Below are 13,384 nucleotides of genomic sequence, written 5' to 3'. Positions count from 1 at the left end.
CCCCATTCTCTATCCCCAATTCCCAAATTCACTATTGACAAAAAACGAATCGCGACGGACAAATAACAAGTGATAGATTGATGAATTTATAGGAGATAGTGATGGAGCGCACATTTTTAGCAATTAAGCCCGATGGGGTACAGCGTGGATTAGTTGGTGAGATTATTAGCCGCTATGAAAACAAGGGCTTTACTTTGGTTGGTATGAAATTTATGAAAGTCAGTCGGGAATTGGCTGAATCCCATTACGACGTTCATAAAGAAAGACCATTTTTTGCTGGCTTGGTGGACTTTATCACTTCTGGCCCTGTTGTAGCAATGGTTTGGGAAGGTGAAGGCGTTGTTGCTGCTGCTAGAAAGATAATTGGTGCAACTAACCCTTTAACAGCAGAACCCGGAACTATTCGCGGTGATTTTGGCGTTGACATCGGGCGCAATATCATCCACGGTTCGGATGCTGTCGAAACCGCACAAAGAGAAATTTCCTTATGGTTTAGCAATGATGAATTAGTTAGCTGGCAACCTCAAAACATGCCTTGGTTGTATGAAAAATTTGCTAAGGAATTAGCAGCTAAGTAGTTTTCTGGGGAAATTGGGATTGGGGGAGACAAGGGGACAAGGAGGTGAGGGGATGAGGGGGTGAAGAATGATGTTCCAAAAAATTCCCCTCACTATTCCCAATTACCTATTACCTACTACCTATTACCCATGCCCCATGCCCAACTAACAACTAATTTGTTTTTTCGCTTTCTTCTGACATTTCGGAAGCTGTGCGCTTAGAAAATCCCCAGGCTAGGATAATCGCGATCGCGCTAACTATTACCCACTGAGGGGGAACAAAAGCTTCGTTGACTACTCTCAACAGTAAGCGTAAGCCTACAAATGCAACGGTAATGTAGCCTGCATCTTCAAGGTAAACAAATTCATCCAACCAGCGAATAAATAAGCCTGCCATGAATCTCAGGGTGATAATGCCAATTGTAGTTCCTGTTATTACCAACCATTTCGTATCTGAAACAGCAATGGCAGTAGTTACGCTGTCTAAAGAAAAGGCTAAATCTGTCAGGGCAATTACGGGTATTACCTGTAAAAGCGATGTATAACGGGGACCGTGATGATGATGTTCTTCATCTTCTTCGGAGGTGAAGTGTTGAAATACCAACCAAAGTAGATAAGCTGCGCCGATTAACTCGAATTGCCAATATTTTTGCACCCAAGTAGCGGTAAGAAGCAAAGTAATTCTCAGCACGTATGCAACGACTAAACCGATGTTAAGCGCTTGACGTTCAAGTTTCTTGTCTTCAAGCCCTTGAGCTATAGCAGCTAGGGCAATGGCATTATCTGCTGACAGTACGGCTTCTAGAAAAATTAGAATAAGTAGGACTATAGATGCTTCAATACTGAAATTATATTGAAGATAATCGAAAATTCGCTCTAACATTAGGTGTTTCTCAAACAGCGCAATTAAAAGTTAACAAAAACCGAAAGTTTATTATCGCTTCTCGGTTGGGAAAAGCTACTTTAATAAAGCTTAACCCTTACGAGCTACTTTCTGGATGCTGAAGTTTGCTTATAGGTACGGTTTTCCTACTGCGACATCCGATGGACATACAAAAAAATAGTTAATTTGAGTCAATCTTAAATAAGCAACAATTTTCAGCTTAACTATTACTATGACCCATACGGTTATTAAAGAAATAATTATTAATGCAAGAGTATGTATTTTTTTGAAAGTAAATACGTAAGTATATTAATATTAGGTATAAAATTAAATATATAAACTACTTAAATACAATAAATAATTTTTGAGAGGTTGTCATGTCTGAATCTACAAGAAATTCTCAGCCGATAATTTTAATTAGAGGTTTTGGTCAGTTGGATGTTTCGGACGAGAAACAAGATGCATACCAAGGATTTAATAATAGTACTGTTTACCCGCACAAAAAGGGAGAAAACTATATTTATGAAGGATTTATTCTCAGGTTTTTAAAGTCAGACTGGAAGTACCAAGATGCGACAAATGTTGTTGGTTACTATGGCAAGGTGATAAATAATGAGCCGGTACTTCCTCGCAAGTTACTGAATTTAGAAGATTTAGTCCGTAGAGGAGTTCCTTTATCCCCTCAACTGCAAAGACTTGAAGATAAAAACGTTGTACAAAACTTCAAGCATTTGCAATCAGAAAATTATTTTTCGGGAGATAAAGTAATTATCGATCCAGCAATGGCTTTACATTTACTTGAATCGGTAGACAATGTTTGTCAGACGATTTGGGTGTTTCGTTACTACGATTTAAACGATAGGACATTTACAACTTACGGTAAGGCACTTGTGCGTTTAATCAACTTTATTCGAGAACTCGCACACATGCAAAACCCTGATAAACCAAAGCCAAAGGTAAATATTATTGCTCATTCTATGGGCGGGCTGCTGGTGCGGGAAGCGATACAGCGTACTTATCCTGAAAATAATCAGAAAGGGGAAGATTTTATTAACAAAATCGTGACTATTGGTACACCCCATCAAGGAATTTCATTTCAATTGATGGAAAATTGGATTGGAATTAGTGCCAAAGATGAAATCGAGCATTTTAATCCTAATTTTCAAAAAGATGCCGAAAAACCAGAGTCTTTCGTTAACTTCCATAAATATTTTCCGTTAGAAAGAATGCTTGCCATAGTTGGTACAAATTATCGTACTTATGATATACGAGCAGCATCCTTTGCAAACCGATTATTTTCTATAGAAGATGAATACGGAACTAATTACAATCGCAGCGATGGCTTAGTTAAACAAAGTTATGCTCAAATACCAGGGGCACTAAGAACATTTATCCACAAAAGTCATAGCGGTAAAGATTCTATAGTCACTTCAAGAGAAGCGTTTGAAATTGCTACGCGCTTCTTTTTTGGTAACTTAAGAGCAAGATTGCGTTTTGTGCGCGGAAAAGTCACTCGCGGTAAGGATTTATTTGGTAAAAGTGAATTCTTTTTAGGAGTTAGCATAAAGCCTCGTGGTGTAGACTTTGAATTGTTTCATCAAAGTAAAGAAGCAGAAAATTGTTACGGTCCTTTTAGTAAAACTAATACCGAATATTCTGATAACAATATTGATTTCGGGGAAACTAATGACGAACTTGGTTTTAGTTGGGCTGACGATAACAAATTAATTTGGGAAGGTTATTTCGATACTAAATCTATTTTGCAAGATGAAAGTATTGCTGAAAAAGATATGGTAATGCGACTTGATTTTTATGTTGGAGAACGAGATTTATTAGGTATAGGTTTTTCCGACAATGTAATTTTCCGCAAGCAGTACTATATTCGGGCTTTGCTACCAACTCAAAGTCAAGAATTACAGCTTTTCTTACATCGCGACGAACAATTTGCCGATAAAAATAACGCCACAGTCATGGAATTTATTGATGGTGGTTGGGAATTTGAAGTTCGCGGCACTGGTTTTGTTGGTACTTTCAAAATAGAAATTGATATTGTTCCTGAAGAGGGCGAGCCTCAACAGTTTTTGATGGAATAATTAGTACTAGTATTCGATTTCATTAATTTTAACGAGTAAGGATGGAGAGGGAATAGAGGGGGTAGAAAAAATAATAGCCCTCTCCAGCATACTTTAACCAAGCTATATAAAATTGCAGGAATTTAACCAGTTAAATCTGGAATCTAGAAAGTTAAAGCTGAGGTGATACTTACAACAAACAAGGATATTTAACTAAATGAAATTACGTTCCACCTTACAAAAAGCTGCTCTTATTTCTTTACCAATATTGGGTATTGTCGCATTACCAAACTTAGCTCGCGGTAGTTCTGATAAAATAGCTCAAATTAGTAACTGTAATAATGCTCAAACAACTTATGAGATGAGAGTTTGTGCAGATAGAAGTTATAAAGCAGCAGATAAGAAATTGAATCAAGTTTATCGACAATTGAAGCCTAAATTAGGCAAAAGCCAGCAAAAAAAATTAGTTAATGCTCAACTTGCTTGGATTCAGTTTAGAGATAAAACTTGTAAGTTTAGATCTAGCTTTGCTGCGGGAGGTACTTTAGAACCAGTTCTCGAACTTGGCTGCTTAGCTGATGTTACCGAAAAGCGGGTTAAAGATTTGGAAGGGGCTTTAGAAATAGTTAATAATCCTTAGATATATAGCAATCCGGTTTGAATATTGAAATAATTAGTTGAGGAAGGGAACGGGGAATAGAGAACAGGGAATAGAAAATGTACTGAGACTTTTTCAAAAATCAAATAAGAGTCCTATAATTTTGGCTGTAAGGGCACAGACAATCGTTATTGTTATTGTTTCGGCGTAAATAAGGTAACCATTAAAAATGGCTGAAAAGCCGCAGATATCAAACTTCTTACTTCTTACTTCCGCGAAGCAGTACTAGTTTTTAGAAGTTACTATTAAAACTTCAATGTTAGCCTTGCTTGTATTTGCAGATTGCCACCAGAGGAAAACTGCCAACATAATTGAGGCAAAGGTAATTAGAGTCATCGTCACAAAAGTGGTATCTATACCTTTAATTAATGCTCCGACGGGTGCAGTCGCAATATCAAGAAGTTGATGGGACTCAGAGGTGACATTATTGCCAGTTAATAACTGAGTATTATAAACAGTAACTCTTGAAAAAAGAATACTGAACAAACACGTACCTATTACTATCCCCAATGTTCTTGATAAAGCTAATAAACCAGAGGTAATTCCTAGTTTTTTATGTTCTACAGCTTCCATAACTATGTTGGTGATAGGTATAATGGAGCTAATTAGCCCTACTTCTATGAGAATTCCTCGTATACAAAAGCCCATAGTAGTAGTTTCAAGATTCAAATTACTACCAGTTAAACATCCAATTGCTATTAATAAAAGCCCGAATAAGCTGACTATACGCTCTCCGAAATGGTCGCAAACAGAGCCTGTTATTGGTGCAATTACTACTGATGCTAGTGGCAATACTGTTAATAATAACCCTACTTTTTGGGGAGAATAGTGCAAAACTAATTCTAGAAATAAAGGTAGAGCTAATTGGATAATACCAGCAATAATATAAATCATGCCAAATAACAGCAAATAAAAACTGAAACTTGGCGAGCGCAACATTTTTAGATCGAGTATTGGCTCTTCTAAACGAGACTCTAAAAGTAAAAAACACACTAAACCGATTGCAGCTAGAGCAATCAAAATAATTTCCTTTAAATCGCCAAAACCATTATCCTGTAATCTTGTTATTCCCAGAACAAAGCAACTGAGTGTAAGGGACATCAAAAGAAATCCAATCACATCAAAACTCTTACGAAGCCCACTACCAACACAAGATGGGAGATACTTGGCAACAATTATGCTAGCAATAATACCAATTGGCAGATTTACCCAAAAAACTAAACGCCAACCACCAAAACCAATCAACAGTCCACCTAATCCTGGACCTAAAGCTAATCCCAAAGAAGCTAATCCCGTAACCCTACCTAATGCACGTCCCCTTTCTTGTTGGGGAAAAATTTCTGCAATTATTGCATTCCGTAGCGCCCATACTAATACAGCTCCGAGTCCTTGTAATCCTCGAAAAGTAATTAAAAAAGCAATATTTGGTGCTAATCCACAGAATAGTGAACTGATAGTAAACAACACCAAGCCACTCAAAAACAATAGCTTCTTATCAAACATATCGCCTAACCTTGCCACAGTTAGTACCAGCACTGTCAGTACAAGAGTATAAATTAAAATTATCCACTGGGCAGTTGCGAAGGTGGTATGAAAGTCTTCAACCAGTATCGGAATCATTGCACCTACTATGTATAACTCCGCAGCAATCATAAATGCGCTGATTCCAATTCCTAGAGTTACCCACCGTTTGTCAGATGTAGTTAGTTGATGAGTCATATTTTTTTGTGTAAAAAAACTTTATACTGAATGGCATCAAGATTTCCTCAAGCCCCAAGATGGAGCCTTGAAAATTATCAAATGTATGAACTTTAACTTTGATGATTTAGGATTCTAAATGCCCATAATCATTCTCACAGTTAGGGATTCTTCCTTATCTAAACCAAATTCTCCATTGCTAGAATCGAAAGTTTCTGGATCTACATAGGTTCCGAATATCCGATCGCAAAATGTGAATACATCGCCGAGATTTTTGTATTGCAGTTGAATATCGCTCGAATGATGAACTAAATGATACCTCGGTGTAACAAACACCCATTCAACTGCTCTCATCCAAGGTAGCCACTGAATATTGCTGTGAACAAAAAAAGTAAAGAATGAATAAGCAAGCACGCAAATTAAGGTAATCTCTAAAGGAATTCCTAATAGTGGAAACCCTAAAAAATCCCATTTCGCAATAAACTTAGCAATTAAGGAATTTTTATTTCCCTTAAGCCAGTACATAGAGCTTTGCAAATGATGCCATTTATGAACTCGCCAAAAAACAAGATTATGATGCATTAGCCAGTGGTAAAAATAGGCAATCAAATCCTTGATTAGAATTGCAAAAATAATTCTTAACCACAAAGGAAGGGAGAGAACTAATGTCCAACCTGTCCAATGGGTAACTGCTTCTATCCCAGGGAAAATAAATAGATTACCTATATAAGCATAAATTTGAGCAGAAAGAATTATAAATAACAAAATTATGGGCAATTCTTTCAAGTCTTGGAGAAATGTAGACAAATATTGAATTTTACGGAAAGGTTGATTAATTTCCCATATCCAGAGTATCGTTCCTGATATTAATAGTGTTAAGACAGGAACTAGCAATTTCTGCATAAAAGCAAGAGAAAAAGCGATTATTTGTGCCATAAAAATACAATAGTCTTGCCGATAAAAGATATATATTGGAGCTGATATACTGATAATTTAATCGCAAGTCTTTGCTCAAATAATTACTTAATTAATTACGAACAAATACTTGTAATTAGTAACTCTATTTATGCACTCACAAACTTAATAAATTTGCCATTTGTACTACTTCATCATTCTCAATAATTCGATTTTCAGTGCGGGCTTTAGTTAAAATTTCATCTACAATTTCATCTGCTACTTCTATTTCTTTTCGATGTAATAAAAACTTGACATTGGCACGACCGCTGTAAGGACCAACTTGAATACCGTAGTCTAATCCAACTAAACTTGGATCGACTCCTGAATAAATACAAGCTGCTATATCTTTGTTTTGTTGGAGTTCAGCTTTGAGAATAGCTGATGCATGAACACCCATCTGAGTCAGGAAGCTATTTGTACCAAAAACTGGGTATTTTTCCGGAATATTTAACTCGCAAAGTTGAGCAACTTTCATGCAATATTCTCTGAGTTTTATCAAGTTTTGACTATTCCAAAGCCCCTGCATCTGTAGATTAATCATTATTAAATCCAAAGGTGCATTACCAGCACGTTCGCCAATACCGAGCATCGTACCCTGGATACAATCAACCCCTGCGTTTACAGCAGCCAGAGAATTTACTAATGCTAAACCTCGGTCGTTGTGACCGTGAAAATCTAAGCGTACTTTGAAACCCTTTTCATCAAAAAACTGTCGCAAGTGCTTAACTAGTTGCTCTGTTCCTGTGGGAGTTAAATAGCCTACTGTATCGCAAACTGTAATCTCTGTTGCTCCTTCCTCAATCGCAGCTTGACATAAACGCTCTACTATTTCCGGCTCAGCCCTAGAAGTGTCTTCAGGAGAGAAGTTAACAGGTAAACCTAATTTAGTTGCTAAAGCAACACCAAAACGGGTTAGTCGTTCTAGTTCATCTACTTCCCACCGTTCTACATAACGACGGATAGGAGAGCAAGGAATGAATAAATGAGCTATTACAGGATGGCTACTATTTTGACGAATCCTATCAATAGCGTGGATATCTGCTTCTACCATGCGTCCAAGTAGACCAAATCTGATATTTAACCCTCTAATTTCTGCTCCTTTACAAAGAGCTAGAGCTTGCTTATAAGCGACTTCCTGACCGGGAAAGCCCACCATTGCATCGTTAATTCCTGAGTCATTTGCTAGGCTCAGTAAGTCCAGCTTTTCTTCTACAGAAGGAATACGATTAACACCACCTTCTAAACCATCTCGTAAGGTTTCATCACATATTTGAACAGATTTCAAATTATTATTTGATGACCTGTTCCAGTTATATATCAAATTGCTCGCATCCATAATTATGATTCGATTAAATACTTTCAGGTTTTTCGATTATTTAGGGCTTTTAAAGTGCTAATATTGCAGGATTTATCGGCAAATTTTCTGTTTTTAAGACCCAATTCTGTGGCTTTAATAACTCTAATCCTTCTTTGAGTAATATCATCCCCTGCATAAAATTATCTGTATCTCTGGCTAAAGCAATCCTGATATATTTCTCGCCTAAAGTAGGATTATTCCAGAAAAAGAAAGTTCCAGGTAAAACATACACGCCCTTTTCTTTAAAAATAAACTTTTGTAGGTCAGTTGCTTTAATAGAATCGTCTTTAATTTCACACCAAGCTACACTAGTTTTTGCCATCGTATCTGGCAGGTGTAAAATTTGTCCTTGGAGATTTTCTTGAAGAATAGCTCTGTTTTCTCTAAGTAAATTTCTAATATGGCCAAAATAATTGCGATGGGAATCTAGAATATATTCACTTAATAAATTAAGAATAAATGGAGAAACACTTAATATATAAGAAGTATAAATTTCATACATATCTTGATATAAACAATCGGATACTTTTAACATTGCCGCTTTAGTACTTTGAATTGGCCAACATTTTCCAGTATCTTCAATTGCCATATACTTGATACCAGACTCTTTCAATAACTGATAAGTGTCATATAGCTCAATGTTCGGGTCATACATCAGAAAATTAGCAAAACAGTAATCTATAATTAGAAGTTTATTGTAATCTTTACAGTACCTGATAATTTCTTGAAAAATCTTCTTGTTCTGAGTACCTAATGTAGTAAAACCTGTGGGATTGTTGGGGTCTACAAGAAAAATAGCATCTGTTTTAATGCTATTTTTGAGGTTTTTATAAATAGTATCACCGTCATACAAAAGCTCTTCTTCTAACGGATTAATTGGAATATTGAAATTTTTTAATACGCCGAAAAGACTATCAAAACAGGGTTCAATTAAAGTCACACTTAAGCGCTTTTTGAATAAATAATTTGCAATATGCATTATGGCAATTGAAGCGGAATAATGCAGCATAATATTGTTTGGCTTCAATGCACTTTTTAAACCACGAGTGGTATAGAAAGATTCTATGAACTTATTATTCAAATCTTGCTGTTTGCTTCGTTCAGCCTCTAACCATAACTCCGGTAATCTGTTAACAATATCCATTTGTGAAGGAGATTGGCTCTGTTGAGTAAAGGCATTAGCAAAGTTAAATTCATGCTGTAATGCTTCAACTTCATGTTGAGTCAGATCCACACAATTTAATGTTTTCATAAGTTGTATAATTCCTGGAAACTAGTAAAAGTTCAAATACTTTTTGTTTATGAAAACTAGCAGTCTAATAAGGGAACAAAAAAATAACCTTCAACCACAGCTGGGGTGAATGAAAAACTCAAAAACACGCAAATATTTTGTCTACCAACTAATCCCCATCAAAGCCCCTGGTAGGGTTTGTGGAGTACGTAATGGTGGATTGCATGAATTATGATTAAATAAATTCTTAGTGAAAGCGTTTTACTATGTGCTATTGAGCAGTAAGCTTCCCGGCATATGGAAGCCTGACACCTTAATTTTTACAGGGGATCATTTTATCCAATTCCCCGAAGGTGAACTATGAATGGAAACACTTCAAGCTTTTCACTCTAACTATGCGGCTTCGGAACACACTGAATGCCGTTTAATTATGCTCTAGAAAATGTATGTATACCAATAATTCTGTCATTAGTGACTAATGACTATAACAGCGGAGCGACTTACAAAGCTGCTTATACATTGAGAAGTTAAAGTATTATTTCATTTCTCATTTAGTAATATCACTTATTACTCTTTGTTTGTCTGTCTTCTCTAATACTAAAATCTAATATTAATCATCATCAGATTTGTTTTACATAAGACTTACGCAACTGGAACTAGAAATTAAAGCCAAATTTTTGGGACAAAATACCGGATAATTATTCTTCTAATAAATGCGTTAATCAATACTGAGTCTCGGTTTTGAAGTTTTTCCTCTCAGAATTCTCCTGCTTATGCATTCGTTCAAACTGACTTAGATAAACTAATTGAAAACGGATGTCCAAAATGTGATTTGTCGGGAGCAGATTTACATGAGAAGGATTTGTCAGGAGCAAAACTCTATAGAGCTAACCTATCAGGCGCAAAGCTCTATGGAGCTAACCTATCAGGAGCTAGCTTGTCAGGAGCCGACTTATCAGGATCTAGTTTATCAGCAGCCAATTTGTCGGGAGCTTATTTACAAAAAGCAAATCTATCAGGAGCTTACCTACAGAAAGCCGATTTATCAAAGGCAACCCTTTACGGAGCAGATTTACAGAACGCTGTTTTGTTTGGAGCTAACCTCGAAGGAGCAAAACTCAAGGGAGCTAACCTCGAAGGAGCCAAACTCAAAGGAGCTAACATCGAGGAAGCTATTAAATAAAAGAATTCAACCCCATCTATTTTAGAATTCAATCAAATTGACTCGGTTGCAGGTTTTTTGTAACCCAGTCATTTTATGAGTTACTTTCTCAATCATCCTCATACTCAGCCCAAGAATTAGCAGTTTCTGACACGGCAACTTTGATTTTTACCCCTTCCGGTAACTTCTTCTTGGTTTCGTCATATATATATTTAGCAATCATCTCCGCCGTGGTTTCGTATTCGGGAGGCATCACTTCATTAAGCACGCAATGGTCTAATCCTCCTTTGGCGACATCCTTTTTAGCCCAACGTAAACTTCTAAAATCGGCAACCATCACCGGATGAGGACAAAATTCTGAAGAGTGTAGTTTGGTGCTAATTGCTTCAATCCGCACTGTATAACTATGCCCGTGCATCCGACCGCAAGGACCATTATAATCTTTGATGTAATGGGCGCTATCAAAGGTAAATTCGGTAACAAGTTTCCACTTGGGCATCTTAAGTATCGCCTCGTTGCTGATTGTTATTGACTAATCGGAAGGCAAACAGTGATTTGTCTACGCTGCTATCTTATCTTATTGGGGCTTTTATGGTTCTTGTGTATTATTTAAAAAATCTCAAGTCGCTATAAACCTGGTTTTTTGAAAAAATCGGGTTCTTGAATTTAATATTTTTGATACAAAGCGAGAAATACAAATACTTTGCAGCGTAACGTTTCGATGTCAGTGATATGTATCACTTTAAATTGAAACAATATTATAGTTCATATAAATTTAATAAATAAATTCATAATTATCTAAATAACTATTGATTCATTAATCCAAAAACTCCACAAATTCTATAGTTTTTGTTTTGCGAATTCTGTCAATGAATTGACAATTATTTTCTCCTTAAAACATCCGGAACCCTCAAATAGCTGCATGTAGTTATAGGTGTTCGTTGGAATGTTATGCATAACTGATTAAATCCGCACCTATTTATATATAGAAAAGGATTTAAAGTTCCCGGCTCTACTATTAAATAATTAGGTAAAAATCATGACAAGCTTTGCTCAAAATAAATCCCATTGCGACTTTCTTTTCCCCATTCGTCAATGGCTGGATTCTCAAGAAGTTCGCAGTTCAAAATTCGCTCACTTTCTTTGCAAACTTATTCCCGCACAATGTCCTTTTGAACGCGATATTGTAGTTTTCGGACGCAAATTATTTCACATTCCTCCAATGTGCAAATTAAATCCTCTTTACGAGCAAGTTGTTACTTTACGTTTTAAAGCTTTGTGCTATCTTGCTGATGAATGTGGTGAAGATATTACAGCTTATTGCTAAGAGCTAATTGGTAATTTTACACTTATTATTGTTCCTTCTTCGGCGTTGGATTTAATCGATAATCCACCATTATGAGATTCTACTATGCGTTTAACTATTGCCAGCCCCAATCCAGTACCAGAGGATTTTGTTGAATAAAAAGGCTTGGTTAATTTTGGTAAAACCTCTGGGGGTATGGGTTCTCCTCCGTTGCAAATATTAACTGATATTTGTTTTTGTTCTTTAGAATTATCAAGCTTTTCAAGCTGAATTTTTACGGTTTCTCCCACGCTTATAGCTTCACAAGCGTTACGCACAAGATTAATTATAATTTGCTTTAGTTTATCTTTATCCCCCATTACCTTTAATTGAGTTGATGGGGGATTATATTCTATCTGCCGTTGGGTTGCTGCCGGTATCATTCGCAGCGATTCCAACATTTGAGAAATAAACCAATTAATATCAATTTCTTCTAAATCTAATCTTTGAGGTTTTGCGTACATCAAAATTTCTTTTAACAATCTTTCTAATCTATCTGCTTCTTCTAATGCTAAAGATACTCGCATTTGAGCAGCTTCGGATTTATCTGTTTTTTTAAAATAGTTCAAACCCATTTTCATAGTAGTAAATGGATTGCGAATTTCGTGAATAATTCCGGATGCAAATTCTCCAATCGCAGCTAAACGTTCTCTTTCTACAAGTTTTGCTTGCGCTGCTTTTAATTCTTCCGTTCTTTTCGCAACTTCAGCTTCTAATATTTCATTGAATTTACATTGTTGCTGATAAAGTTGATAATTATCAATTGCAGTTGCCGCACGCTCGGCAAATAATTCGACAATTGCAACTTCTTCATAATTATATTTACGGGGCTTTTGGTGAAACGAGCAAATTGTCCCGATAACTTCTCCTTGGGAAGTGCGTAAAGGTACTCCTAAATAAGAACGATATCCTTCTGGTACTGCACCGTATTTTGTACAAGTTTTGGTATCATCAACTGTAAGGCTTTTTCCTGTTTCTACTACGGTTCCAGTTACCACACCATGCAGCGAATAAGTAGTTTCGTAATCATCTAATTCTATACTGCTAGCAAGAATCTTGTCGAAACCGTTGTGACAAAGAGTAACTACAGACCAATCAATGGTAATTAGCTTACTAACACCTGTCGCAATTTCCTGTAAAAATTTGTTGAGTTCTCCGTTGCGATAACTCAAAGATGATAAAACTTCTAAAGTTCGCTGTTTCCGTTGCGAAGCTTGAGATTCTACTGTCATAGATTTTTCCTAATTAATTATTTAATAGTATTATTAATTTTTTTGAATATTAGAATACTTTCTTGTCACAAACGCTTGTTTTAATATCCAGAATCAATATTTTTTCCAATAAATATAAATAATATACAATAATTTTACTCAGATAAAAGCGATGTTATTGTAACATCAATTATTAGACAGGAATCATGATATATACATAGAATCAATACAAAGAACAATTTTATATAATTAG

12 protein-coding genes are annotated in these 13,384 nt (G+C 36.0%); 5 read left to right on the top strand and 7 right to left on the bottom strand.

Annotation, left to right across the window (positions count from 1 at the left end; all coding sequences use genetic code 11):
- Window positions 1–101 precede the first annotated feature (101 nt).
- Window positions 102–578, top strand: a complete 477-nt coding sequence (gene ndk, locus RIV7116_RS04510; protein ID WP_015117079.1) for a nucleoside-diphosphate kinase — start codon at window positions 102–104, stop codon at window positions 576–578.
- A gap of 151 nt (window positions 579–729) precedes the next feature.
- On the opposite strand, the gene RIV7116_RS04505 is transcribed toward ndk, so the two are convergent.
- Window positions 730–1,440: a TerC family protein gene (locus RIV7116_RS04505; protein ID WP_015117078.1), complete on the bottom strand. Its 711-nt coding sequence runs from the start codon at window positions 1,438–1,440 to the stop codon at window positions 730–732.
- Between the two features lie 377 nt (window positions 1,441–1,817).
- Between RIV7116_RS04505 and RIV7116_RS04500 the strand changes: the two genes are divergently transcribed.
- Entirely contained in the window at window positions 1,818–3,533 is a 1,716-nt protein-coding gene (locus RIV7116_RS04500) for a triacylglycerol lipase (protein ID WP_015117077.1), read from the top strand.
- A gap of 196 nt (window positions 3,534–3,729) precedes the next feature.
- A complete protein-coding gene (locus RIV7116_RS04495; protein ID WP_015117076.1) occupies window positions 3,730–4,152 on the top strand; it encodes a lysozyme inhibitor LprI family protein in 423 nt (140 codons plus the stop codon).
- Window positions 4,153–4,395: 243 nt separating this feature from the next.
- Here the strand turns inward: RIV7116_RS04495 and RIV7116_RS04490 are convergent, their stop codons facing one another.
- From RIV7116_RS04490 to RIV7116_RS04475, 4 genes are all read right to left on the bottom strand, one after another.
- On the bottom strand, window positions 4,396–5,889 hold the full coding sequence (locus tag RIV7116_RS04490) for a DHA2 family efflux MFS transporter permease subunit (RefSeq protein WP_015117075.1): 1,494 nt from the start codon (window positions 5,887–5,889) through the stop codon (window positions 4,396–4,398).
- Between the two features lie 114 nt (window positions 5,890–6,003).
- A complete protein-coding gene (locus tag RIV7116_RS04485) occupies window positions 6,004–6,804 on the bottom strand; it encodes a sterol desaturase family protein (RefSeq protein ID WP_015117074.1) in 801 nt (266 codons plus the stop codon).
- Between the two features lie 136 nt (window positions 6,805–6,940).
- Window positions 6,941–8,110, bottom strand: a complete 1,170-nt coding sequence (locus RIV7116_RS04480) for a LeuA family protein (RefSeq protein ID WP_157229251.1) — start codon at window positions 8,108–8,110, stop codon at window positions 6,941–6,943.
- A gap of 100 nt (window positions 8,111–8,210) precedes the next feature.
- Entirely contained in the window at window positions 8,211–9,434 is a 1,224-nt protein-coding gene (locus tag RIV7116_RS04475) for a pyridoxal phosphate-dependent aminotransferase (RefSeq protein WP_015117072.1), read from the bottom strand.
- Window positions 9,435–10,245: 811 nt separating this feature from the next.
- On the opposite strand from RIV7116_RS04475, the gene RIV7116_RS04470 reads away from it, so the two are divergent.
- Entirely contained in the window at window positions 10,246–10,596 is a 351-nt protein-coding gene (locus tag RIV7116_RS04470) for a pentapeptide repeat-containing protein (protein WP_015117071.1), read from the top strand.
- 88 nt (window positions 10,597–10,684) lie between these two features.
- Here the strand turns inward: RIV7116_RS04470 and RIV7116_RS04465 are convergent, their stop codons facing one another.
- On the bottom strand, window positions 10,685–11,074 hold the full coding sequence (locus tag RIV7116_RS04465) for a 6-carboxytetrahydropterin synthase (RefSeq protein WP_015117070.1): 390 nt from the start codon (window positions 11,072–11,074) through the stop codon (window positions 10,685–10,687).
- Window positions 11,075–11,614: 540 nt separating this feature from the next.
- On the opposite strand from RIV7116_RS04465, the gene RIV7116_RS04460 reads away from it, so the two are divergent.
- A complete protein-coding gene (locus tag RIV7116_RS04460; protein ID WP_015117069.1) occupies window positions 11,615–11,902 on the top strand; it encodes a Mo-dependent nitrogenase C-terminal domain-containing protein in 288 nt (95 codons plus the stop codon).
- Here RIV7116_RS04460 and RIV7116_RS04455 read toward each other — a convergent pair.
- The gene (locus RIV7116_RS04455) at window positions 11,899–13,152 is read right to left on the bottom strand and encodes a GAF domain-containing sensor histidine kinase (RefSeq protein ID WP_015117068.1); all 1,254 of its coding nucleotides are present in this window, start codon (window positions 13,150–13,152) and stop codon (window positions 11,899–11,901) included. The genes RIV7116_RS04460 and RIV7116_RS04455 overlap by 4 nt on opposite strands.
- Window positions 13,153–13,384: the final 232 nt, after the last annotated feature.

The sequence above is a fragment of the Rivularia sp. PCC 7116 genome (assembly GCF_000316665.1).
In the GTDB taxonomy this organism is placed as follows: Bacteria; Cyanobacteriota; Cyanobacteriia; order Cyanobacteriales; family Nostocaceae; genus Rivularia.
This window is presented reverse-complemented; position numbering and strand designations above follow the sequence as displayed.

Excerpts from the sequence above, each read along its gene's own strand:
- ndk (WP_015117079.1), top strand. The coding sequence starts at position 102 with ATGGAGCGCACATTTTTAGCAATTAAGCCCGATGGGGTACAGCGTGGA.
- RIV7116_RS04505 (WP_015117078.1), bottom strand. The coding sequence starts at position 1,440 with ATGTTAGAGCGAATTTTCGATTATCTTCAATATAATTTCAGTATTGAA.
- RIV7116_RS04500 (WP_015117077.1), top strand. The coding sequence starts at position 1,818 with ATGTCTGAATCTACAAGAAATTCTCAGCCGATAATTTTAATTAGAGGT.
- RIV7116_RS04495 (WP_015117076.1), top strand. The coding sequence starts at position 3,730 with ATGAAATTACGTTCCACCTTACAAAAAGCTGCTCTTATTTCTTTACCA.
- RIV7116_RS04490 (WP_015117075.1), bottom strand. The coding sequence starts at position 5,889 with ATGACTCATCAACTAACTACATCTGACAAACGGTGGGTAACTCTAGGA.
- RIV7116_RS04485 (WP_015117074.1), bottom strand. The coding sequence starts at position 6,804 with ATGGCACAAATAATCGCTTTTTCTCTTGCTTTTATGCAGAAATTGCTA.
- RIV7116_RS04475 (WP_015117072.1), bottom strand. The coding sequence starts at position 9,434 with ATGAAAACATTAAATTGTGTGGATCTGACTCAACATGAAGTTGAAGCA.
- RIV7116_RS04465 (WP_015117070.1), bottom strand. The coding sequence starts at position 11,074 with ATGCCCAAGTGGAAACTTGTTACCGAATTTACCTTTGATAGCGCCCAT.
- RIV7116_RS04460 (WP_015117069.1), top strand. The coding sequence starts at position 11,615 with ATGACAAGCTTTGCTCAAAATAAATCCCATTGCGACTTTCTTTTCCCC.
- RIV7116_RS04455 (WP_015117068.1), bottom strand. The coding sequence starts at position 13,152 with ATGACAGTAGAATCTCAAGCTTCGCAACGGAAACAGCGAACTTTAGAA.